Consider the following 22,624-nt stretch of genomic DNA (forward strand, 5'->3'; position numbering starts at 1 on the left):
CCCAATGAATTCAACTTTGACTAACATTAATCGAGCTAATATTTTAGTAGTAGATGACACGCCACAAAACCTGCGATTGCTGGCAGGAATATTGAGCGAAAAAGGCTATAAAGTTCGCCCGGTTCCCAACGGCAAACTAGCACTTTCTGCAGCTCAAAAAATGCCCCCAGATCTAGTGTTGCTCGATGTGATGATGCCAGAAATGGACGGTTATGAAGTTTGTCAGCAGCTTAAAGATTCTGAAATCACAAAAGATATTCCGGTGATTTTCATCAGTGCGATTAATGACGTGATGGATAAAGTCAAAGCTTTTGGAGTTGGGGGAGTGGACTTTATTACCAAACCGTTTCAAGTTGAAGAAGTTTTAGCCCGGATCGAAACTCATTTAAAAATTTGTTCGCTACAACAAATTTTGCAAGAAAAAAATCAAGATTTAGCAACTGCGATCCAGGAACTACAAGCCACCCAAGAGCATTTGATTCAATCGGAAAAAATGGCTGCACTAGGACAACTGATTGCCGGCATTGCCCACGAAATCAATACGCCCCTGGGCATTATAGGTTCCTCTATTGATAACATAGCTAATTTTTGGGACGATAATTTACCCAAAATGCCTCAATTTTTTCAAGAGATTTCTGAAGAAAGTAAAGGTTACTTCTTAAGTTTACTTTACCGATCTACCAATCAAACAAATTTATTTACCAGTAGGGAGAAACGCAAATTTAAGCAGCAGTTGATTAGAGATTTGACTGCAGAATCGGTTCCAACCCCTGATGAAATTGCTGATACTTTAGTTGATATGGAAATTTACGACAACATAGAACAGTTGTTGCCATTTTTCAAATTGCCTGATTGGGAAGTAGTTTTCAATACTGCTTATCAATTTTCGAGCTTTAAAAAAAGTATTAGCCTGATCCAAAGAGCGACAGCTAAGTCGGGGAAAGTAGTATTTGCCTTGAAAAGTTACGCTCATTTCGATAACAAGCAAGAAAAAGTCCATGCGAACTTGCACGACGGTATTGACACGGTGTTAACTCTTTATCAAAATCAACTGAAACACGGTATAGAAGTAGTTAAAGATTATGGAAATCTACCCGAAATAACTTGCTATCCCGATGACTTAAATCAAGTTTGGACGAATTTGATTCACAATGCCCTGCAAGCAATGGATTATAAAGGTATTTTGACTCTAGAGACTCAGCAGCAAGAGGCAAATATTATTCTCAAGTTTACTGATAATGGCAAAGGTATTCCCCCAGAAGTTATTCCCAAAATTTTTCAGCCATTTTTTACGACTAAATCTGCGGGGGAAGGTAGCGGTTTGGGATTGGATATTGTGAGAAAAATTGTTAAGAAACACGAAGGCACAATTGATGTAGAATCTGTACCGGGGCAGACAACCTTTACAGTGTCGCTGCCAATCTATTAAATAAAACTTACTTTTTTTTAAAAAAGAAGGCAAATTTAAACCGGCGCTCCCTACTATTATGTCATGAATGATTCCAAATTGACAATTCCTATGCTCCAATGGAAAATGGTATAAGATGGGGGATAGATACCTTGTCTGCTCGCCTGAAATCAATCACCTAGCAGCAAGTAATTTTCGCAAGCCCGCTGGCTAAAATCCCAACAGCGATTAAACAAATGAGTAAGCCTGTAATCCTTTGCGTTGACGACGAACCAGATATCTTGAATACTCTCAAGATGCAGCTCAAGAATGAATTTAAAGATGATTACTTTTACGAATTGGCTGAAAGTGGTGATGAAGCTTTAGATTTACTTGAGGATTTTCAAGAAAAATTTCAGGTGATTGTGGTTGTTTCTGATTGGCTGATGCCGGGAATTAAAGGTGACGAACTTTTAATTAAAGTTCACCAAAAATATCCTAAAATTATTACGGTGATGTTGACGGGACAAGCGGATGCAGCGGCAGTTGAGCGGGCAGTCAAAAAAGCCGATTTATACTGCTGTTTGTACAAACCTTGGAGTAGCAAAGAGTTAATAGAGACAATAAAATCTGGGCTGGCCAAGTTATGAAAAAACCTGTAATTGTTTGTATTGACGACGAACCTGATGTTTTGAAGAGTTTAAAGATTGAGCTGAAAAAGGCGATCGGGGATAGTTGTATTATTGAAACGGCGGAAGGAGGGGAAGATGCTTTAGAGTTGCTGGCAGATTTGCAGGCAGATGAATACGAGATTGCTTTGGTGCTTTCCGATTATATCATGCCGGATATTAAAGGGGACGAATTGCTCAAGCAAATTCACGAACGCTCGCCGGATACGCTGACGATTATGCTGACGGGCCAAGCAGATTTGGAAGCTTTGAGCAATGCTATTAAGTATGCTAAGTTGTACCGTTATATCCCTAAACCTTGGCAAAATGAAGATTTGAAATTAACGGTAGTAGAAGCTGTTCACAGTTATTTGCAAGACCAAAAGTTAACAGATGAAATCCTGAAACGGCAAGAAGTAAATCAGGAGTTGAAGCAAGTAAATGCGGCGCTGTCTGCGAGTGAAAGCCGCCTGAATCAATTTTTAGAAGCTTTACCAGTGGGGGTATCTGTTTACAATCCAGACGGCTCGATCGCCTATTTTAACCAGACAGCGCGGGATTTGCTGGGTGCAGACACGATCCCGGAAAGCACAGCGGAACAATTAGCTGCAAGTTATCAACTTTATGTTGCCAATACTGATGAGCTTTACCCGCCGGATAATTTGCCAGTTTTGCGCGCGCTGAAAGGGGAATTTGTCAGGGTTGACGATGTAGAAATCCGTCAGGATGACAAAATAATTGCGATCGAGATCAATACCACACCGATTTTTGACGCTAGCGGAAATATTACTTATGCGATCGCAGTTTTTCAAGATATTAGCGATCGCAAACAAGCCGAAAAAATACTAGCAGACTACCAGCACACCTTAGAAGTCCAAATTGACGAACGCACAGAACAACTGCAACAAGCCGCCTTAGCTGCTGAAGCAGCAAACAAAGCTAAAAGCACGTTTCTTGCTAATATGAGCCACGAGTTGCGAACCCCTCTCAATTCCATACTCGGGTTTGCACAAATCATGGAACCAAGCCCCAATTTTTCTGCTGAAAATCGAGAAAATTTAAGAATTATTCACCGCAGCGGCGAACACTTGCTGACTCTGATCAATCAAGCCTTAGACTTGTCAAAAATCGAAGCGGGACGGATGGCGATCGTCCCGAAAAACTTCGACCTCTACCGCTTGCTTGATGACTTGGAAGATATGTTTCTATTTCGAGCACAGAGTCAAGAATTGCAATTGCTTTTCGAGCGCGAGGCTGACGTTCCCCAGTACGTGCGAACCGATGAGGTTAAACTGCGGCAAGTCCTGATAAATCTCCTCAGCAATGCCGTTAAATTCACACCGACAGGCGGAATAGTTTTAAGAATTAGAAAGTTAAAATATTCTGGAATAGTAGATTTATTAGATAGACCTACAGTTATGTTTGATACCGCAACAAGTATTCGGGACTTCGCCATAACTTCCAGGGAATTAGCAATAGTTGAATTGACAAAGGATACTGAAGATTTAAACTCAGAACCGATGGTTTTCCTTCAGTTTGAAATAAAAGATACAGGAGTAGGCATTTCTCCCGAAGAAGTGGGCAATGTTTTCCAGGCATTCGTGCAGACGACTTCCGGTCAAAATGCTCAGAAAGGTACTGGTTTAGGATTGACTATCAGCCGTCAATTTGTCCGCTTGATGGGAGGAGAAATCGTCGTAGAAAGTCAACTGGAAATTGGCACGAGTTTTAAATTTGAGATTCCAGTCGGTGCGGTTTATGCTGCGGATATTCCCGAACCACAAATTAACCTGGAAGTTACGGGATTGGAACCAAATCAACCTTGCTACCGGATTTTAATTGTGGACGATCGCGAAGACAACCGCCAACTTTTAGTCAAAATGCTTTCTCCTTTGGGTTTTGTGCTGCAACAAGCCAGCAACGGCAGCGAAGCAGTAGAAATCTGGGAAAACTGGCAGCCGCATTTAATTTTGATGGATGTGCGAATGCCAGTGATGGACGGCTACGAAGCTACTAAAGAAATTAGAACCCGAATACAGCAGAGAGAGCAAAAGCAGCAAGGCAAGGCTCCAATGAGTGTTTGTGAGTTTGAATCTCCGATTCCGAAGATTATTGCTTTGACTGCTAGTACAATTGAAGGCAGGCGATCCTTTGCTTTATTAGTCGGCTGCGACGATTTTATTAGCAAACCTTTCCGCAAAAATGATATATTTAATAGCCTCAACCAACACTTAGGGGTCAAGTATCTCTACTCTCCCTCGACTTATTTGATGTCAAGGGGCGATAATCTATCTAACTCTCCCTCTATTGTTGCGCTTGCTTATTTACCTGCACTTCCCGCAGAATGGATAGAGAAGATGAAGCAGGTAATCCGTAATGCTGATTTTGACTTAATTTCCAGGACAATCGAGGAAATAAGGGATGCTCATCGTGAATTTTCCGACATCCTCCAGGGGCATCTCGATAATTTTGATTATCAGAAAATTCTTAATTTAATTACCGAGGCGGAGGAATCAAATAATGCAGATGAAGGCGGAACAAACTGAAAACTATCAAGCAGATATTTTAGTAGTTGATGATACGCCAGATAATCTGCGTTTGTTGATTAGAATTCTGCAAAAAAATGGTTATAAAGTCCGACCTGTTACCAACGGTTTTTCTGCTATAGATGCAATTCAATCTAGCGTACCAGATTTGATTTTGCTAGATATTATGATGCCGGATATTGACGGCTACGAACTCTGTAAGAAATTGAAATCACAACCGGAATTTAAAGAAATTCCGATTATTTTTCTCAGCGCGCTAGAAGAAGGAATAAATAAGGCACAAGCTTTTGAGGTGGGCGGAGCAGATTATATCACAAAACCTTTTCAGGTAAAAGAAGTATTGGCGCGAGTTAGCAATCAACTGACTGTGCGTTCCTTGCAAATGCAATTGCAAGAAAAAAATCAAATATTGACGACTAAAAATGTCCAGTTGCACGAGGAAATTGCCGAACGTCACCAGGTGGAAATGGAAACGAGGTTGCTGCTGAAGGCTACTCAAGCTATTAGTAAATCTGAGAGTTTTGAGTCGGCTATAGATGTGATCTTAGGTTTAATTTGCCAAACTATTGAATGGAATCTGGGCGAAGCTTGGATTCCTTGCAGTGAGGGCGTTTTAAAATGCGCTACAGGTAGGTACGTCAGCGATTCGAGTTTTGCCCAATTCCGACAGACAAATTGGGAGTTAACTTTTGCTGCTGGTGTGGGACTCCCGGGGAGGATTTGGCAGTCGCAGCAGTCTGAATGGATAGAGGATGTTTCTACTGCACCAGAACAAGTTTTTTTACAATCGCAAATTGCGATGAATGTGGGGTTAAAAGCGGCTTTTGGTGTGCCAATTTTGGCAGACAATCAAGTGTTAGCAATTTTGATTTTTTATCAAGAAAACAATCTGGAATGTCAGCCGCGCTTGTTGGAATTGGTGAGTGCGGTTGCGATGCAGCTAGGTTCGCTGATTCAGCGGAAACAAGCTGAAGCAGCGCTGAAATTGCAGCAAGAGCAAACAGAGAAATTGCTGCTGAATATTTTACCGAAACCTATTGCCGATCGCTTGCAAAAAGAGCAAAAGTTGATAGCGGATCATTTTGATGATGTGACGGTATTGTTTGCTGATTTGGTGGGTTTTACAGATTTTTCTGCTCACAAAAGTCCGACGCAGTTGGTAGAAATTTTGAACGCGATTTTTTCGGAGTTCGATAGGTTGTCTGAGTTGCACGGGTTGGAAAAGATTAAGACGATTGGGGATGCTTATATGGTGGTTGGAGGTTTGCCGACGGTGCGGGAGGATCACTCTGAGGCGATCGCACTTTTAGCTTTGGAAATGCAGGCAGCTTTGAGAAGTTTTAATACTAAAGTTGGAGAAAGTTTTGAATTGCGGATCGGAATTCACAGCGGTTCGGTGGTGGCGGGAATTATTGGAATTAGCAAATTTAGCTATGATTTGTGGGGGGATACTGTGAATGTTGCGTCTAGGATGGAGTCGAACGGATTGCCGGGTAAAATTCAAGTGACTGCGACAACTTACGAGCGATTGAAAGCTCGGTTTGTTTTTGAAGAACGGGGTGAGATTTCGGTAAAAGGTAAAGGAACAATGTTGACTTATTGGTTGATTGAAGAACAAGGTAAAGTTTTTTGATTTTTTGAGGTCAATTTCAATTAATAATATTAAAATTAGAATGAATTTGCACTTTCAGGAGGGATAATCCTTTGCAGACAGTTGAAACAAAATCGCCTCAAGCATTGAAAAGAGTCCTAGTTATTTTAATATCACTGCTAGCGGTAGCGGTACTGTCGATCGCTATTTTTATCCTAATTCCCGGAGAAAAAACAATGTTTGCTGGAAAAAAACCCGCCAATATCGGTATTGTGTCAGGAAAACTCGCAGCGTGCCCTGCTTCGCCTAACTGCGTCAGCAGCTTCAGTCAAGATGCCGAACACCAAATTGAGCCTTTGGCCTACACTTCGTCGCCTACAGAAGCAATGGCAAAGCTCAAAGGGGCGATCGAGTCGTCGGGGAAAACTAAAATTATCACTGCAACTGATAATTACCTCTATGCGGAGTTCACGAGTCCTTTGATGGGGTTTGTCGATGACGTGGAATTTTTGGTAGATGATGGCGCAAAAGTCATTCACGCGCGATCGGCATCGCGTCTGGGACAGTCGGATTTAGGAGTTAACCGCAAACGAATTGAGACACTCAGAGCTCAACTAAATCAACAGTGAGCTAATCTCTAGATATCCCGAAGCTCAAACAGCGGTTGAAACCTGGTGTTGTCAAACGATGTCCCCTCCCAGCGGACTCAAGAGCATAACCGAGTCTTAACCGCCCGATCGAGTCAAACCCTATCCGCCGGAGTGAGAGTTTGCCTCGATCGGCACTTTCAACCGCTAGGTATTGTCGATCGGGCTTTGCATAGCTGAGTGCGCTCGTCACCGCACCAGGCACTATTCCTATAGTATTAAACGCCCTAAATTGTACACTTCAGACTTTAGGGAGATGTAAGTCAACCCAATTAATTTTTACTATAAATTTAATTAAACAAGCGAGGAAAAAACACATGACACTTCAAAGATTAGAAGAATTTTATCCTAACTATCAAGAAGAAATTTTTGCTGGAGACGACATCAAAGGATTTGATGTTTATGCAGGCGACTCTGATGAAAAAGTAGGAACCGTTTATGATGCTTTGGTTGATGAAACGGGTCGTTTCCGCTATCTGGTAATTGATACCGGGATTTGGATTTTTGGCAAAAAAGTATTGCTACCGATCGGCTCTGCCCGCTTCGACTATGGAGCACGCCGCGTCTACGCTACAGGCCTTCGCAGCAAAGATCAAGCAGAAAGATTGCCTGCTTACAATGAATTAGAACCACTAGATTACGATCGCGAAGAACAGGTAAGAGGCGTTTACCGCAATCAAGGCACAGCCGCAACTGCCACTCCTGCCAGCTACGATCGCAGTAACTACAGCTACGATCTCGATCGCCCCCTCTACGACACCAACGAACAACAACACCAAAATCTCAAGCTTTATGAAGAACGCTTGATTGCCAACAAAACCCGGGCCAAAACAGGCGAAGTAGCAGTGGGCAAGCGCGTGGAAACTGAAACAGCGCGAGCTTCAGTACCCATCGAGAAGGAACGAGTCGTAATCGAGCGAGTAACGCCCGTAGAAGCGGGTAGAGTAGTTTCAGTCGGCGAAGCTAACTTCCAATCAGGGGAAGTTGCACGCATGGAAGTGTACGAAGAAACGGCCGACATTCACAAGGAAGCCTACGTGCGCGAAGAAGTCAACATCAGAAAAGAAGTTGTCCGCAGCACGGTTGATGGCGAAGAAACCTTGCGCCGTGAAGAATTGGACATTGACACGGATGGCACTCCGGTTGTAGATAATAAAAATATCTAAACCAACTGCAGCAGGTATTGAATAGGAATTGCGGATTAATCACATAATTCTGTCACATCGCTGGTTGAAATTGTGCGATAGTCGCGCAATTCCTAGATGCAGACGGCGGTAGAAACCAGGTTTACAAAAACTTTCGTCCGTGCCAAACGGGCCCAAGAAAATAACGTAATTTTAACCGCCCGTTCTTCACCCCGCTACTGTCGGGTGAAAGGCAAGTATAAACCTGGTTTCTAGCGCCCCGTCTTTTTAGCAGGAAAATTTAAAAATGAACGGTCAAGTATCAGCCGAAAAAATAGCAGTGGCAAAATCAATTACTCGTCTCAACCGGGTGCCGGAAAAAGTCAGAACTAAGCTAAAAAGTTTTACAGTAAAAGACAATCAAGGTCACTTGGTAGGTAAAATAAAAGATGTATATTTTGATGAAAGCGGTCAACTAAACTTTGTGGTAGCAGGGCTAGGCAGCGAAAAAGCTCGGATATTTTTAGTTAGTATTAAGCTGCTAAAAAAAGTAGATTATCACCAAAAAGCTTTGTTTGTAAGTGTTAATTCAGATGAAGTCGATCGGCTGCCGGGAATTTCGGCAAATAGCGAGGCTCAGTCTGTAGAAAATTCCTCAGGAGCGCTGAATGAATTAACCAATAGCGAGTCAACCCAACCCTCAAAAGTTATGTCAAATCTAACAGATTCCGATCGCCAAAATGAGAATTTGGAGACGAGTGAAGAGGATGAAGACTTTGATATTGTCGATCGAGAAGTAATTCGCCTGCTAGAAGAACGATTGGTGATCAATCGCAGCAAGCGCAAAGTCGGCGAAGTGATTGTCCGCAAAGAAATTGAAACTCGGATGGTACAAGTGCCCATCCAGTGGGAAAAGCTAATTGTCGAACAAGTCGGCGACGATCCGAAGGTGTTGGCCGAAATAGATTTGGGCGAGGGAAGCATCACGGGTATAGATTTGGCGGGAATTAAGCACGATCGCGATGAACCGACAGTTAAGGCTGAGTTTACCTCGGTGCAGAAAGCCAGCAAAATCTTAAATTCGATCGCCTCTCAACCCCGCCACGGTTGCGTAAAAGTCCGCCTCGAACTCGTTCTGGAGAACCCGCAACTAGAGGAAACTTACCAAAAATGGATAACGGAAAGCCACTCAGACAGTTAAATAAAATTAGTTTATAGCAAGGAATGCAAGTCCTCTGATTTTTATGAGGACTTGCATTCCTTGCTAGCAACACCTATAAATTTTGAGCGATCGGCATACCGACCAAATCTTACCAAATTGCGGTAAAATCGTGGTGGTCAAATTTACAAGTATTTGAAAATGCCCAGCACCATCTCCGACATTAAAGTAAAAACGATCTCAGGCGCAGACAAGCAGCTAGGAGAGTACGCTGGTAAGGTACTCTTGATAGTTAACGTAGCTTCTCAATGCGGCTATACACCTCAATACAAAGGACTCGAAGAATTGAGCCAGAAATACAGCGCTGGGGGACTCAGGGTTTTAGGATTTCCCTGCAACGACTTCGGAGCACAAGAACCTGGAAGTAACGCAGAAATCGTCAATTTCTGTACGACCAAATACGGAGTCAGCTTTGAATTGTTTGACAAAGTACGCGCCAAAGGCAGTCAGCAGCATCCGCTGTACGCTAAACTTACGAGTGAAGCCGACCCCAAGGGTGATGTTTCGTGGAATTTTGAGAAATTCTTAGTTAACAAACAAGGTGAAGTGGTTGCCAGATTCCCCAGCAGCGTGGCCCCAGATTCCCCCGAATTGATCGCCGCCATTGAAAAAGAATTGGCAAAATAAGCTGTTCGGTAAAGAGTTTTTAAACCGCCGATATAACAGATGGATGTTTAGTGATTGTAGGGTGCGTCATATCAATTCCGGTTGCACCGTCAGGTGATTATTGACTGTTGACTGTTGACTGGTGGGTCGAAGAACTGAATGGTTGAGTATTAACTGTTGACTCGATTTTATTATTCAGAGGCAACCGGAAACGATATCATGGCTGAATGTTTTGCAGACAGACTAACAATTTTCCCCGAGACGCACCCTACTACGATTAGTTAGCTTGTTTTTGCTTCTCTTCCCCATTGTTGAGAAGTAATCAGCAATTAATAAATACGGATGATTGAATTATTTAATTGGAGAATCGTTTAATTTAATGGAAAATACATCGGGATTAGATTTAGCCGTAGGTTTACTAGCCTTCGCGATTCTGGGAGGCGGGCTGGCCATGCTGTTTGTAGGTATGGCATCATTCCCTAAAGAAAAATAACAATAATTGAGATTATATCCTGACTGCGACTCCAATCAAATTGGTTCGTAGTGAGGACTTCAGTCGTCCAATTTCTATAAAAAGTGAAGTCCGAACCATCAAAATTTGAATAAATTTAAAAGCATTCATTTTTATAGTAACCGTCAAAAAAAAAAGGAAGTTCTTAATTGCTGAAAGCTTTGATTGGATGGTTTCTTTCTTCTTCCTGATGACTAATGACCAATGACTATTAACTAATGACTGAGGGCGGATATTTCCTTTTTTTTAGTCACTTGTATCATACAGCACTTCCAGATGTCATGAGGTACAATAGAATCGACTCAAAATAATATACTAATGAAATCATACTCAGTAGATTTGCGAGCCTTTCATAGTATCAGCCCATCTACAGCAGAAGCTGTAGATCAGAAAAACAGCAGAAATATTTGCCTGCAGTAAAAGCTTAGGATCGAAAACTTACCTCCTACAGCCTCTCTCCTGTAAGTTGCCAGATCAAAGGAGGCAGAGCCTCCAGATCTGCATTACCAGGCTCTTCCTGGTAACGAGTAATCGCTTAAGTTATTAAATTTTAATTCCTTAGTTCAAAAACTTGTCAAGCAACAAAAAATCGAGAAAATTTACAGCCTCAACCTAGGGATAAACCCAGATTCAGTCATTTGAATAATGCGTCAAAAGAGTTGAGATAAATAGTGACAGCACATCCCGATACAACCTTGGTAGAATTGTGTGAGTTATTCCCCCAAAAGACCGAAAAATTGGTGGTATAACAGCCATGTGTAACGCCTTACAAAAGTTGGCATTAAATCGTAAAAAAAATAGTAAGAAGTAGCCAAGCCGGCACTGAAAGAGTCATGAAATTAAGGTTAGAGTATGGGGGAAAGTCAAGCATATCGACACAAAAAATCTAGTATTTTTAGATGAAACTGGAGTATTACACTTGTTTAACCAGAACTCATGCTTCCAATGAGGCAAAGCGAGCCTATATGGATAACTTACCAGCGCATAAAGTAGATTCAATTAAGCCTATGATTGAAGCGGTGGATGCTTCTATCTTGTGTTTGTCTCCATACTCTCCTGATTTTAATCCAATTGAATTATGGTGGTCGCAACTCAAATCTTTATTGCGACAGTTTTCACCAACCAGCACTAAAATGGTTGAAACGATAATTGCTGTGGCTATTGACTTAATTGATCCGAAACATCTCACAAACTGGTTTACTAATTGCTGCTACTGTATCTAATAACATCCCGAAGTGCTGTAGGTCATAAATATGGCTGATTCACAGATGGTCAGAAACCGGGTTTTTTCCAAAAATCTTTGGTTCTTACCGACAGATTAGGTCAAAAACCCGGTTTCTTTGGCGGAGTGCGTAACTCTTTTTAGTTAAACTGGAGTGCAACTTTTAACCCCATCGCTCTTGACGAATTCTTGATCAACCTATTTATCACCAAAAAAGTAGATCGCACTCTTAGGTTTTGCCATTCTCCCATCCAGCTACACTCAAAACGGGCGATCCTCTTCGTTGATCTGCCTCCCGCAGGTGCGCGCTTCCCTAACGCACCTACCCTCAAAAAAAGCGATCGCACCCGCCGCGATCGCACCCGCCGCCCCTCAATAGCTGAGCCAGCTCTCATTTACTTTGCATATCGTAATGATTAGGCAGAGCTATCTTTTTTCTCAGTGCCTTTTTGTTGCTCCCTCGGGGTTTTACACCAATAATTAAATGCGTATAAGCTAATCTGCAAGCAGTCAAAAGTTTTGTTACAATGGGTACGCTGTTACAAAACGTAACTTATGCTGATTTCTATTTTAATAATTGACGTGGCCCTAGTCGCTTGGTCCTTGCACCTAATGCAAGAGGCGATCGCGCAACGGGAATTTTCACTAATCCTAGCCGGCATCCTAGTCGCGGTCTCAGCCGCAGCCCTGATCGTCGTCTACTTCCTCATGGGCTCTTGCTTGAGCCATTTAACCGCAATATCCCAACACACTTATTAAATAATCCTAGGGATTCGTTCATTGAAAAGCAGCCAGGAGATTTTAAAAAAGTCCAAAGCCTTGCCAGTTCAAGGCTCCAAACTATTTTTTCAAAAAGGCTTGACAAACATTACTCCATTAAGGCATGATTGAGAGCGCGAAAAGAAAGGGGAATTAGCTCAGTTGGTAGAGCACTACAATGGCATTGTAGGGGTCAGCGGTTCGAGCCCGCTATTCTCCATAAACAAGGTTAGAGCAACAAAATTAGATCGGACGGCGGTTGAAAGTGCCAGCGTCTTCTTAAATTCGATCGCACTTTCCCGTAAAATTAAAACAATCTACCCGCAAAAAAAGCAATTATCCCGTGGCAAAGTCAACTGAACCCAAAAATCCAGAGAGGCCGAGCCAGCTTGCGCGATCGCCTCTGTACGACCTATCATTACAGCTCAAAGGTCGGATGGTACCATTTTCCGGGTGGGAGATGGCAGTGCAGTACGCAGGCATCAGCAGCGAACACCAAGCAGTACGCCAACAAGCAGGAATGTTCGACATTTCCCACATGGGAAAATTCTGCTTGAAAGGGAAACAACTAATCGAAAAATTTCAACCCCTAGTACCCTCAGACTTAAGCCGCTTGCAACCAGGTCAAGCTCAATATACAGTCTTATTAAATAACCAAGGCTGCATCATAGACGATATTATTTTTTACTGCCAAGAACCAGATGCTATCACTGGCGAAGAACGTGCAGCAATCATTGTCAACGCCGCCACTCGCATCACAGACAAAGCCTGGATAGAAGCCCACTTAGCCTCTAGCGAAATTAGTTTTACCGACATCTCCAAAAACCAAGTTTTAATCGCGATTCAAGGCCCGGAAGCTGTCAACCATCTCCAGCCTTTTGTGGAAGACAACCTAGCACAAATTAAAGCCTTCGGACACTTAGAAACAAAACTGTTAGGACAGCCGAGTTTTATCGCCCGAACTGGTTACACCGGCGAAGATGGATTTGAAATCATGGTGGATATAGAAACAGGCAAAAAACTCTGGCAAAAATTCCTCAATGCTGGCGTTGTTCCCTGCGGATTGGGGGCCAGAGATACCTTGCGTTTAGAAGCAGCAATGGCACTTTACGGCCAAGATATCGACGACAGTACCACACCTTTTGAAGCTGGATTGGGTTGGGTAGTTCACCTCGACAGCAAAGGCGATTTTATTGGGCGCGAGGTTTTGGAACAGCAGAAAGCCAATGGAGTATCGAAGCGGTTGGTAGGGTTAGAAATGGAAGGGCGGCACATTGCGCGCCACGGCTATCCGATAATATTTGAAAGCGAAACAGTAGGAGAAGTTACTAGCGGTACATTGTCGCCTACCTTGAATCGGGCCGTCGCCCTCGCGATGCTTCCGGTAAAATTAGCGAAAATCGGCCAGCGGTTAGAAGTCGAGATTCGCGGGAAAAATTACCCGGCGACGGTGGTTAAAAAACCATTTTATCGCTCTCCCAACCGCCCAAATTAAATTAAGTAGGTAAGTCTTAATTCAGGGGAAAACTAAGAGCAACTACCGAAAAAAAGTGAAGTTTATGTATTGTTGTGGAACGGACTTCTAGCCCGTTGCTCATCTTAGTCAAGAAGACTCATCTACTAGCTTAGCAAATTGTCGCAAAGTTGCAGCATAGCGATCGCCCGCCACATCCATCAAATCATTATGACCGGCGCGATCGACCCAAAAATTGAATTTAGGCTGCTTAGCGGCCGCAAAAAGCTGCTCTCCATGCCAAAAATGTACCACCTCATCAGCCTTACCATGAATCACCAAAACAGGCGATCGAACTTTGCCAATCTTATCAATATTCACAAACTTGTCAAAGGGTAAAATCGGAATCCGCGTCAACACCCGAAAAACCGAAACAAAGGAACTTTCAACCACCAAACCACCAACTTTTTGCCGCGATGCCAAATCAACAGCCGGCCCACCGCCTACAGAACGCCCATAAAGAATAACTTGGTTTGCAGGTACTCCCAACTCTTGGGTTAAATAATTGTAAACAGCATCAATGTCACGATAAGTATTATCCTCAGAAGGATTTCCCTGACTCGTACCGTAACCTTGATAATCATAGGCAAACACCGCAAACCCACTATCTCGAATTTCTCCGAGCAGCCACAAAATGCCGTCCAAGTCTTCCGCATTCCCGTGACTGTAAAGTATAGTATATTTAGGGCTTGCTGAAAAAGTCCACAAATCGAATCTAAGTGTCAAACAGCTTGAAAAATGGGAGATTCGGAGATCGGTTCCCAAATTTACTCCACAATTTTCCACCGAAATCCAAGGATTTTGAGCCGACAAACGTCATAACGAGAGCACTTTTTTGTGTTTAAAAATCTTGCAACCCTTGGCAGTCATAACTTCTAGTTCTATTCAGCAAGCCCTATTTAGCTTGCGGGTTAGGAAAATGAACAGCAGAAATTTTCATGCCATTAGCTGAGCTAACTTTGATAAATTCCCTGCTATCACTCTGGCTAGATGGGGGAGGTTGAAAAATTAGCCGTTCTGAAAAAAAGAAACCATAAAAACACAGAAATGCGTAAATAAAAATTATAGATTGCATCAGTCTTTTGACAGAAAATTCTCCAAAAAGCCAGCGTTTAATATTTTTTTTGTTCCACTTATTCATCAATAAATGCCCAGAGTTCACTAAGATTTACTGAATACTTTGTTTATTGCGAGAAAAGACATGGCACTAACATACCCTGATGACCTGAAATATTTAGACACCCACGAATACATCCGACTCGAAGGGGAAATCGCCACCATCGGGATTAGCGCTTTTGCTGTTGACCAACTCGGCGATATCGTGTTTCTAGATTTGCCAGAAATCGGCGCAGGGCTCGAAAAGGGCGAAGCTTTCGGTACAGTCGAGTCTGTGAAAGCAGTTGAAGATTTGAAAGCGCCTGTTACGGGTACAGTCGTAGAACGCAACGATGACATTATAGAGTCTCCCGAAAACTTGGCGGAAGACCCCTATGGGGCTGGCTGGCTGCTGAAAGTGCGCGTTGACAATCTCAGCGACGCCAGTGATGCTTTGTCTGTCGAAGAGTACCGCAAAATGGTGGAAGGGGAATAGGGGAGAGGGGGAGAGTGGGAGAGTGGGAGAGGGGGAGAGGGGAGAGTGGGAGAGGGGGGAGAGGGGGAAATCGTTTCTCTTCCATCTTCCTTCTTCCCTCTTCCTTCTTCCCTCTTCCTTCTTCCCTCTTCCTTCTTCCTTCTTTTGTGACTAAATGTTACAAACAAAGAAGCAAAAGTTAACTCAGGAGAATCAGCCTTGGTACTCTACAGCCCGAAAGTTGAACCCAGCCAGCAGCAAAACCTTTCCCCCATCGGTGGTTTTGCGGGGCGGCACATTGGCCCGACAGCAAGCGAAATCCAGCAAATGCTAGATGTTTTGGGTATTTCCAGCCTTGATGAGTTGATTGACAAAACTGTTCCAGCGGCGATTCGCATGAATCAACCCCTGCAACTTCCCGCAGCGCAAAGCGAGTACGCTGCTTTGGCAGAATTGAAAGAAATTGCTGCAAAAAATCAGATATTTCGATCGTACATCGGGACAGGATATCACGACTGCATCACACCCCCGGTCATCCAGCGGAATATCCTGGAAAATCCCGGCTGGTATACAGCTTACACTCCCTACCAAGCCGAAATTGCCCAAGGACGATTGGAAGCTTTGCTGAACTTCCAAACCATGATAATCGAGCTCACGGGTTTGGAAATTGCTAACGCTTCTTTGCTGGATGAGGGGACTGCGGCGGCGGAAGCGATGGCGGTAAGTTACGGCGCTAGCAAAAAGGGGGCGAAAGCATTTTTTGTTTCCCGAGATTGTCACCCTCAAACCGTCGAAGTTGTGCAAACTCGCGCTAAACCGCTGGGAATTGAGGTGATTGTGGGCGACCATCAAAGCTTTGAGTTCGATCGTACAATTTTCGGCGCGCTCCTGCAATACCCAGCAACAGACGGCACAATTTACGACTATAGAGATTTTATTCGATCGGCACACGAAGTCGGCGCATTAGTCACAGTCGCCGCCGACATTTTGAGCCTTTGCCTGCTTACGCCCCCCGGCGAATTCGGCGCTGACATAGCCGTAGGAAGCACCCAGCGCTTCGGAGTGCCGATGGGATTCGGAGGGCCCCACGCAGCCTATTTCGCCACAAAAGAAGAGTTTAAACGGCAAGTTCCGGGGCGAATTGTCGGCGTTTCCAAAGATGCCAACGGCAAGTCTGCGTTACGCTTGGCTTTGCAAACTCGCGAACAGCACATCCGCCGCGAAAAAGCAACTAGCAATATTTGTACTGCTCAAGTTTTGCTGGCAGTGATGGCGAGTATGTATGCTGTTTATCACGGCCCGTCTGGACTCAGAGACATTGCAGAAAAAGTACAGAGTTTAACTGCACTTTTGGCATCCGGTTTAAGAAGTTTCGGATACAAAATTGGTTCTCAACCTTTTTTCGATACTCTGCGAGTAGAATTGGGAGACAAACCGCTGTCAGAACTTCTAGCAACTGCCCAACTTCGCAACATTAATCTTCGAGTTTTTGATGAGGCGACAGTCGGAATAACTTTAGATGAAACTGTTACTGTTGAAGACGTGCAAGATTTATGGGAAATTTTCGGACAGCATAAGGATTATATCAGGGTCGAGGGGCAGAACGCTCTCAATATTCCGCTGGATGCAGACGCATTAAATTCCTATTTGACTTTACCAGATTTTTGCGATCGCACAACCAGCTATCTCACCCATCCAGTTTTCAACAGCTACCATTCCGAAACCGAACTTTTGCGGTACTTGCACCGTTTAGAAACCAAGGATTTATCGCTAAACACATCGATGATTCCCTTGGGTTCCTGCACGATGAAATTGAACGCAACAGCCGAGATGCTGCCGGTAACTTGGGCCGAATTTGGGAAGATACATCCCTTTGCACCCCGCAATCAAACTCGCGGCTATCAAATGATGTTCGTGCAACTCGAACAGTGGCTGGCAGAAATCACCGGTTTTGCGGGAATTTCTTTGCAGCCAAACGCCGGTTCCCAGGGAGAATACGCGGGATTGTTAGTCCTTCGCCAATACCACGAACACCGAGGCGAATCTCACCGCAATATCTGTTTAATTCCCCAGTCAGCCCACGGTACAAATCCGGCTAGCGCGGTGATGGCGGGGATGAAGGTAGTGGCTGTCGAGTGCGATTCCCAGGGTAATATTGATGTCGCCGACTTGCAGAAAAAAGCCGAGAAACACAAAAATGAACTGGCTGCTTTGATGGTGACCTATCCATCTACCCACGGCGTGTTTGAGTCAGAAATCAAAGAGATTTGCGAGATTGTCCACAACTGCGGCGGACAAGTTTATATGGACGGCGCAAATATGAATGCTCAAGTTGGTTTGTGCCGCCCCGGTGATTTTGGTGCTGATGTTTGTCACTTAAATTTGCACAAAACTTTCTGCATTCCTCACGGCGGCGGCGGCCCGGGGATGGGGCCGATTGGAGTTATGCCTCATTTGGTAGAATTTTTGCCCAGTCATTCTATTCTTAACAGCGAACAGTCAACAGTGAACAGTCAACAAACATCAGTTGGCGCTGTTTCTGCCGCACCTTGGGGAAGTGCCAGCATTTTGACTATTTCTTGGATGTACATTCGGATGATGGGAGGAGTGGGTTTAACTGAGGCGACAAAAGTTGCAATTCTTAATGCTAATTACATGGCAAAACGCTTAGAATCTTATTATCCGGTTTTGTATAAAGGCAAATCGGGTTTAGTGGCGCATGAGTGTATTTTGGATTTGCGGCTTCTCAAAAAATCTGCTGCTATTGAAGTTGATGATATCGCCAAACGGTTGATGGATTACGGCTATCACGCGCCGACTGTTTCTTGGCCTGTTGCAGGTACGGTAATGGTGGAACCGACGGAAAGCGAATCAAAACAGGAATTAGATTCTTTCTGCCATGCGATGATTGCGATTCGAGGCGAAATTGCGGAGATTGAAAAAGGTAATGTGGATTCGCAAAATAATCTGTTGAAAAATGCGCCGCATACTGCAGAATCTCTGATGGTTGATGAGTGGAACCGTCCTTATACTCGCGCGCAAGCTGCTTATCCGACTGCTGGGACTCGCGAATATAAGTTTTGGCCGGCGGTGGGCCGGATAGATAATGCTTTTGGCGATCGTAATTTTGTCTGTTCTTGTTTGCCAATGGAGGCTTACACTTAAGATTGCAATCCACGAGTCTAGAGCCCGTAGTATCTCCACATCTCTGTCTATAGAGAGAAAATTTGCATAAAACTAGGTAGTTTAGGAGATTTTTTCTCCTAAATACCAGTTTTAGGCTACCATAGTGGCTGAAAGTAGTATAATCTAATGCCTCCTAATGGGTGAAAACAATGTTAATTCAACTTACTATACAAAATTTTTTATCCTTCAGGGATGAAGTCACTTTTAGTATGGTGGGAGTTAATAGTGATAGACAACATATAGATCACCTTGCTGAAGATGCAGCAGGAAAAGGGCGATCGATATTGCCAATTGCAGCAATCTACGGAGCAAATGCAGCCGGCAAATCTAATCTAATCGAAGCTATAAGTTTTGCAAAAAACTTAGTGGTACAGGGAACTCGCAGCAGCCAAACTATCCCTGTTTCTTCATTTAAAATGGGTGATTATAGTAAGCAACCAAGCAAATTTGAGTTTATTTTTACGCACCAAGGCGAGCAATACTCCTACGGATTTAAATTAAATAGAGAGCAAATTTTTGAAGAATGGCTTTATGGAATTCCTAATGGTAAAAAGCAGGAAGTAATGTACTTTGAGCGAGTCACGTCATCACAAAAACAAACTAAAGTTGACTTTGGTTCAAAACTTAAAGGTCGAAGTAAGAAGCGCCAACAGTTTCTTGATTTTATTGCCCAAGGTACTCGCCCCAATCAACTATTTTTGACAGAAAGTCTTGAACGAAATGTTGTTATTTTAAAACCTATTTTTGATTGGTTTAGAAAAGTATTGACTATTATTCCAGCAGAAGCAGATTATACTGGCTTAGAAATTGGTGTACTCAGTGATGAATCATTTACAGACTTTCTGAGTGAGTTTCTGAAGTTTGCAGGAACAGGAATTGATTCCATAATCACAGACGAAGTAGAGTTAGATTTCGATCGACACTTTCCAACTATGCCTAAAGTTTTAAGAGATAATATTATTCAAGAACTGAATGAAGCAGAAAAAAATTCCATCGCAATGATTGAAAACTTAGGAGGTGGAAGATTTCTGTTGTTTAAGGATGATGAAAATCAAGTAAGCTTGATTCAACTCAGAACTCGTCATCGCAGTGAAGATGGAGATTTTTTTGACTTTTCAATAGAAGAGGAATCAGAAGGAACTCAACGTCTCATTAATTTGATTCCCGCTCTTTTTATTTTAAAACAAGAAGAAGAAAAAGTTATTTTTCTGGATGAACTTGATAGACGTTTGCATCCTCTGCTTTCTCGGATTTTTGTAGAAGTAGCAATTAACTGTAAAGACACAAATAATCAACTTATTTTTACAACCCATGATACCAATTTGTTAGACTTAGATTTACTCAGACGAGATGAAATTTGGTTTGTGGAAAAGTGCGAAAAAGGTGTGTCTAATCTTTACTCTTTAGCCGAATTTAAAATGAAGCCCGATCTTAAGATTGAGAAAGGTTATTTGAACGGACGTTTTGGGGCTATTCCATTCTTTGGAAATCCACAAAGTTTAGGCTGGCTTAATTGCGAAACCGATTTATCTGTGCAAATAAACTAATAGCAATGGGAAAAATTAAGCGTACAAAATTATTAGATCGCCAACAGGATCGCAGAGATGCCAAACTTTTTATAGTTGCTACGGAAGGTAAGGAAACTGAAAAACAATATTTTAGGATGTTTAAGAGCACGAGAATTAAATTAGAGATATTAGCAACTACAGAAGATGGCAAATCTTCACCTGAATATGTCTTAGAGCGTTTAGATATCTTCAAAGAACGATACGATCTCAATGAGGATGATATGCTTTGGCTGGTTTCTGATGTGGATCGTTGGGGTGCAAGGAAGTTGAGTTCTGTCTGCAGTCAAGCTAGGCAAAAAGGTTATAATTTAGCAATTAGTAATCCTTGTTTTGAAGTATGGTTGACTCTACATTTTGAAGATCTTAATTCCCAGGATAGGACTTGCGATAATTTCAAGGCAAGACTGAGAACTATTTTAGGAAGTTACAATGGTAGCAATTTAGATATTTGTGCTTACAGAGACAATATTGAAAATGCAGTAAATAGAGCGAAAAATCTACATCAAAATTCTCAACAAAGTTTGCCCCCAACACTAGGAACCCATGTTTATAGACTTGTGGAGATTGTGCTGGAAAGCTTGGGTAGTGACTTCTAATATCATGTCCGGTCAATTACTCGAAAATGGTTCGTAGTGCGCCCGAAAGTTTGTTCTTGGGCGGAGGATACAAGTCCGCACTACGAACTTTACTTATTGCAGTCAATCGAACGGACATGATTATGATTTCAACATTTGCTACAATGTGAATAAGAGATTAATATAATTTAATTAACATTTTTCGCAGGCACAACCAGTTTGAAAGCAGTATCAAAATGAATAAACGATTTTTGTGGCGATCGCCCTCCAACAAACTAGGTTGGATTATCCTACTATTATTAGGCGTTTTGGCTGCTTTGGCAACGATCGCCACCGCAGTTTACTTCAAAAGCGCGATCGCCCAAACAGCAAATCTCACCTTATCTGTAGACGTTACAGCCGATCGCCATTCCATCAGCCCCGACATCTACGGTATGAACGATTATGCCCTAGATCCCGCCATCGCCAAAGAGTTGCGAATTCCAGTCGAACGCTGGGGCGCAAATCACACCAGCCGCTACAACTGGTTAGTCGATTCTTCCAACAGCGGCGATGACTTCTTCTTCGTGGGCGGCGGCGACAACAAAAACCCGATTCCCGGCGATTCGATCGACAAAATTGTCAACACCAACCGCAAAAACGGCAGCAAAAGCATCGTTACTATCCCGATGATTGGCTATGTAAATAAATTGAGCATCTGGAATTGCGGCTTTCGAGTAGCCAAATACGGCGCCCAAGAAAAAACCAATCCTTACATTTTTCCAGAAGGCGACAAGTGCGGTAACGGAAAGCGTCCAGATGGCAGTTTGATAACTGATAATAATCGCCTTGATGTTAGTATTGTTAGCGATGCCGCTTTCCAGAAAGCTTGGGTTCAACACTTAGTTAAAACCCACGGTACTGCTGAATCGGGCGGCGTGCAAATTTATCAAATGGACAACGAACCAAGCGGCTGGGGAAACACTCACCGCGATGTTCATCCAGAAGCGACAAGTTATGATGAATTGCGCGATCGCACTTACCAATATGCGTCAATGGTAAAAGCCACAGATCCCACCGCTAAGGTACTGGGCCCGTCGGATTTTGGCTGGCCTGTTTATGTGGATTCGGGAGTAAAGGGCGATCGCCAGAAACACGGTGGCGTCTGGTTTGCGCGGTGGTACTTGCAGCAAATGCGCGCCTACGAACAGCAAAAAGGTGTTCGGATTCTCGACTATTTTGACGAACACTACTATCCTGTCGTCGATGACCTCTGTTTGGCGAATTGTCCCGCCGGCGATGCTAAGACGCAATCCGCGCGGTTGCGATCGACTCGTTCTCTGTGGGACAGCACTTATACTGATGAAAGTTGGATTGGTAAATCGAATCCGCCGCTAACAATTATTCCCCGGTTTAGAGACTGGATAAAGCAGGATTATCCAGGTACAAAACTTGCAATTACTGAATACAATTGGGGCGGTTTGGAGTCGATGAACGGCGCGTTAACTCAAGCCGATATCCTGGGGATTTTTGGGCGAGAACAACTCGATTTAGCGACGCTGTGGGGGCCTCCGAAGTCTTCTGAACCGGGTTCCTATGCCTTCCGCACGTACCTGAATTATGACGGGAAGGGCAGCAAGTACGGCGATACTTGGGTGCGATCGCACAGCACAGACCAAGAACTTTTGTCAATCTACGGATCGCAACGCACTAACGACGGTGCTTTGACGCTGGTAATCATTAACAAAACCAGTAAAAAATTGACTAGCAACTTGAGTTTGAAAGGATTTAAATCGGCGGGTAAAGCTCAAGTTTACACTTACAGCGAGGCAAATTTGCAGGCGATCGTCCGTCAGAGCGATTTAGCTGTCAGCGGTACTGGATTTAAGGCAACTTACCCCGCTAATTCTATCACTTTGGTTGCTATTCCCAAGGAAAAAGCTTAGTCAGTTG

19 protein-coding genes and 1 tRNA gene are annotated in these 22,624 nt (G+C 43.3%); 18 read left to right on the forward strand and 2 right to left on the reverse strand.

Translation table 11 applies throughout. The features are described 5' to 3' along the window. The first annotated feature begins 4 nt into the window (after window positions 1-4). The 13 genes from QUA01_RS13440 (at window position 5) to gcvT (ending at window position 13,775) form a co-directional block, all read left to right on the forward strand. On the forward strand, window positions 5-1,429 hold the full coding sequence (locus QUA01_RS13440; RefSeq protein ID WP_333089961.1) for a hybrid sensor histidine kinase/response regulator: 1,425 nt from the start codon (window positions 5-7) through the stop codon (window positions 1,427-1,429). 215 nt (window positions 1,430-1,644) lie between these two features. Continuing rightward, the gene (locus QUA01_RS13445; RefSeq protein WP_333089960.1) at window positions 1,645-2,037 is read left to right on the forward strand and encodes a response regulator; all 393 of its coding nucleotides are present in this window, start codon (window positions 1,645-1,647) and stop codon (window positions 2,035-2,037) included. After that, window positions 2,034-4,601: a response regulator gene (locus QUA01_RS13450; protein ID WP_333089958.1), complete on the forward strand. Its 2,568-nt coding sequence runs from the start codon at window positions 2,034-2,036 to the stop codon at window positions 4,599-4,601. The genes QUA01_RS13445 and QUA01_RS13450 overlap by 4 nt, the downstream gene beginning before the upstream one ends. After that, on the forward strand, window positions 4,576-6,234 hold the full coding sequence (locus tag QUA01_RS13455; protein ID WP_333089957.1) for an adenylate/guanylate cyclase domain-containing protein: 1,659 nt from the start codon (window positions 4,576-4,578) through the stop codon (window positions 6,232-6,234). Before QUA01_RS13450 ends, QUA01_RS13455 begins: the two co-directional genes overlap by 26 nt. Before the next feature lie 71 nt (window positions 6,235-6,305). Beyond that, window positions 6,306-6,821 carry a DUF1499 domain-containing protein gene (locus QUA01_RS13460; protein WP_333089955.1) on the forward strand — a complete coding sequence of 172 codons (516 nt, stop codon included), beginning with the start codon at window positions 6,306-6,308 and terminating at the stop codon, window positions 6,819-6,821. 48 nt (window positions 6,822-6,869) lie between these two features. After that, entirely contained in the window at window positions 6,870-7,019 is a 150-nt protein-coding gene (locus QUA01_RS13465; RefSeq protein WP_333089954.1) for a hypothetical protein, read from the forward strand. Window positions 7,020-7,156: 137 nt separating this feature from the next. Beyond that, window positions 7,157-8,005 (forward strand): DUF2382 domain-containing protein, encoded by an 849-nt coding sequence (locus QUA01_RS13470; protein WP_333089953.1) that lies wholly within the window; start codon window positions 7,157-7,159, stop codon window positions 8,003-8,005. Window positions 8,006-8,270: 265 nt separating this feature from the next. Continuing rightward, window positions 8,271-9,164: a DUF2382 domain-containing protein gene (locus QUA01_RS13475; protein WP_333089951.1), complete on the forward strand. Its 894-nt coding sequence runs from the start codon at window positions 8,271-8,273 to the stop codon at window positions 9,162-9,164. A gap of 159 nt (window positions 9,165-9,323) precedes the next feature. Beyond that, a complete protein-coding gene (locus QUA01_RS13480) occupies window positions 9,324-9,809 on the forward strand; it encodes a glutathione peroxidase (RefSeq protein WP_333089949.1) in 486 nt (161 codons plus the stop codon). 1,389 nt (window positions 9,810-11,198) lie between these two features. Beyond that, a complete protein-coding gene (locus QUA01_RS13485) occupies window positions 11,199-11,522 on the forward strand; it encodes a transposase (protein ID WP_333235281.1) in 324 nt (107 codons plus the stop codon). Between the two features lie 554 nt (window positions 11,523-12,076). Beyond that, window positions 12,077-12,280: a hypothetical protein gene (locus tag QUA01_RS13490; RefSeq protein ID WP_194070547.1), complete on the forward strand. Its 204-nt coding sequence runs from the start codon at window positions 12,077-12,079 to the stop codon at window positions 12,278-12,280. 147 nt (window positions 12,281-12,427) lie between these two features. Next, window positions 12,428-12,500 (forward strand) — tRNA-Ala (locus tag QUA01_RS13495). Between the two features lie 123 nt (window positions 12,501-12,623). Beyond that, a complete protein-coding gene (gene gcvT / locus QUA01_RS13500) occupies window positions 12,624-13,775 on the forward strand; it encodes a glycine cleavage system aminomethyltransferase GcvT (protein ID WP_333089940.1) in 1,152 nt (383 codons plus the stop codon). A 108-nt stretch (window positions 13,776-13,883) separates the two neighbouring features. On the opposite strand, the gene QUA01_RS13505 is transcribed toward gcvT, so the two are convergent. Beyond that, on the reverse strand, window positions 13,884-14,519 hold the full coding sequence (locus tag QUA01_RS13505) for an alpha/beta hydrolase (RefSeq protein WP_333089939.1): 636 nt from the start codon (window positions 14,517-14,519) through the stop codon (window positions 13,884-13,886). 169 nt (window positions 14,520-14,688) lie between these two features. Further along, window positions 14,689-14,934 (reverse strand): hypothetical protein, encoded by a 246-nt coding sequence (locus QUA01_RS13510; RefSeq protein WP_333089938.1) that lies wholly within the window; start codon window positions 14,932-14,934, stop codon window positions 14,689-14,691. A 60-nt stretch (window positions 14,935-14,994) separates the two neighbouring features. On the opposite strand from QUA01_RS13510, the gene gcvH reads away from it, so the two are divergent. The 5 genes from gcvH (at window position 14,995) to QUA01_RS13535 (ending at window position 22,617) form a co-directional block, all read left to right on the forward strand. Further along, window positions 14,995-15,384, forward strand: coding sequence for a glycine cleavage system protein GcvH (gene gcvH / locus QUA01_RS13515; RefSeq protein ID WP_333089936.1), 390 nt, complete (start codon window positions 14,995-14,997; stop codon window positions 15,382-15,384). 198 nt (window positions 15,385-15,582) lie between these two features. Continuing rightward, on the forward strand, window positions 15,583-18,528 hold the full coding sequence (gcvP, locus tag QUA01_RS13520) for an aminomethyl-transferring glycine dehydrogenase (protein WP_333089935.1): 2,946 nt from the start codon (window positions 15,583-15,585) through the stop codon (window positions 18,526-18,528). Window positions 18,529-18,698: 170 nt separating this feature from the next. Then, window positions 18,699-20,096: an AAA family ATPase gene (locus QUA01_RS13525; RefSeq protein WP_333089934.1), complete on the forward strand. Its 1,398-nt coding sequence runs from the start codon at window positions 18,699-18,701 to the stop codon at window positions 20,094-20,096. Between the two features lie 5 nt (window positions 20,097-20,101). Beyond that, window positions 20,102-20,713, forward strand: a complete 612-nt coding sequence (locus tag QUA01_RS13530; RefSeq protein WP_333089932.1) for an RloB family protein — start codon at window positions 20,102-20,104, stop codon at window positions 20,711-20,713. Between the two features lie 215 nt (window positions 20,714-20,928). Next, window positions 20,929-22,617 (forward strand): glycoside hydrolase family 44 protein, encoded by a 1,689-nt coding sequence (locus QUA01_RS13535; protein ID WP_333089930.1) that lies wholly within the window; start codon window positions 20,929-20,931, stop codon window positions 22,615-22,617. Window positions 22,618-22,624 lie beyond the last annotated feature (7 nt).

It is taken from the genome of Microcoleus sp. S36a_B3 (genome assembly GCF_036700745.1).
Lineage (GTDB): Bacteria > Cyanobacteriota > Cyanobacteriia > Cyanobacteriales > Microcoleaceae > Microcoleus.

What these genes read in the sequence shown, in the direction of transcription:
- QUA01_RS13525 (WP_333089934.1), top strand. Translation starts at nt 18,699, where the DNA reads ATGTTAATTCAACTTACTATACAAAATTTTTTATCCTTCAGGGATGAA.
- QUA01_RS13535 (WP_333089930.1), top strand. Translation starts at nt 20,929, where the DNA reads ATGAATAAACGATTTTTGTGGCGATCGCCCTCCAACAAACTAGGTTGG.
- QUA01_RS13485 (WP_333235281.1), top strand. Translation starts at nt 11,199, where the DNA reads ATGAAACTGGAGTATTACACTTGTTTAACCAGAACTCATGCTTCCAAT.
- QUA01_RS13475 (WP_333089951.1), top strand. Translation starts at nt 8,271, where the DNA reads ATGAACGGTCAAGTATCAGCCGAAAAAATAGCAGTGGCAAAATCAATT.
- QUA01_RS13490 (WP_194070547.1), top strand. Translation starts at nt 12,077, where the DNA reads ATGCTGATTTCTATTTTAATAATTGACGTGGCCCTAGTCGCTTGGTCC.
- QUA01_RS13480 (WP_333089949.1), top strand. Translation starts at nt 9,324, where the DNA reads ATGCCCAGCACCATCTCCGACATTAAAGTAAAAACGATCTCAGGCGCA.
- QUA01_RS13470 (WP_333089953.1), top strand. Translation starts at nt 7,157, where the DNA reads ATGACACTTCAAAGATTAGAAGAATTTTATCCTAACTATCAAGAAGAA.
- QUA01_RS13455 (WP_333089957.1), top strand. Translation starts at nt 4,576, where the DNA reads ATGCAGATGAAGGCGGAACAAACTGAAAACTATCAAGCAGATATTTTA.
- QUA01_RS13445 (WP_333089960.1), top strand. Translation starts at nt 1,645, where the DNA reads ATGAGTAAGCCTGTAATCCTTTGCGTTGACGACGAACCAGATATCTTG.
- gcvH (WP_333089936.1), top strand. Translation starts at nt 14,995, where the DNA reads ATGGCACTAACATACCCTGATGACCTGAAATATTTAGACACCCACGAA.
- QUA01_RS13450 (WP_333089958.1), top strand. Translation starts at nt 2,034, where the DNA reads ATGAAAAAACCTGTAATTGTTTGTATTGACGACGAACCTGATGTTTTG.
- QUA01_RS13440 (WP_333089961.1), top strand. Translation starts at nt 5, where the DNA reads ATGAATTCAACTTTGACTAACATTAATCGAGCTAATATTTTAGTAGTA.
- QUA01_RS13530 (WP_333089932.1), top strand. Translation starts at nt 20,102, where the DNA reads ATGGGAAAAATTAAGCGTACAAAATTATTAGATCGCCAACAGGATCGC.
- QUA01_RS13510 (WP_333089938.1), bottom strand. Translation starts at nt 14,934, where the DNA reads ATGAATAAGTGGAACAAAAAAAATATTAAACGCTGGCTTTTTGGAGAA.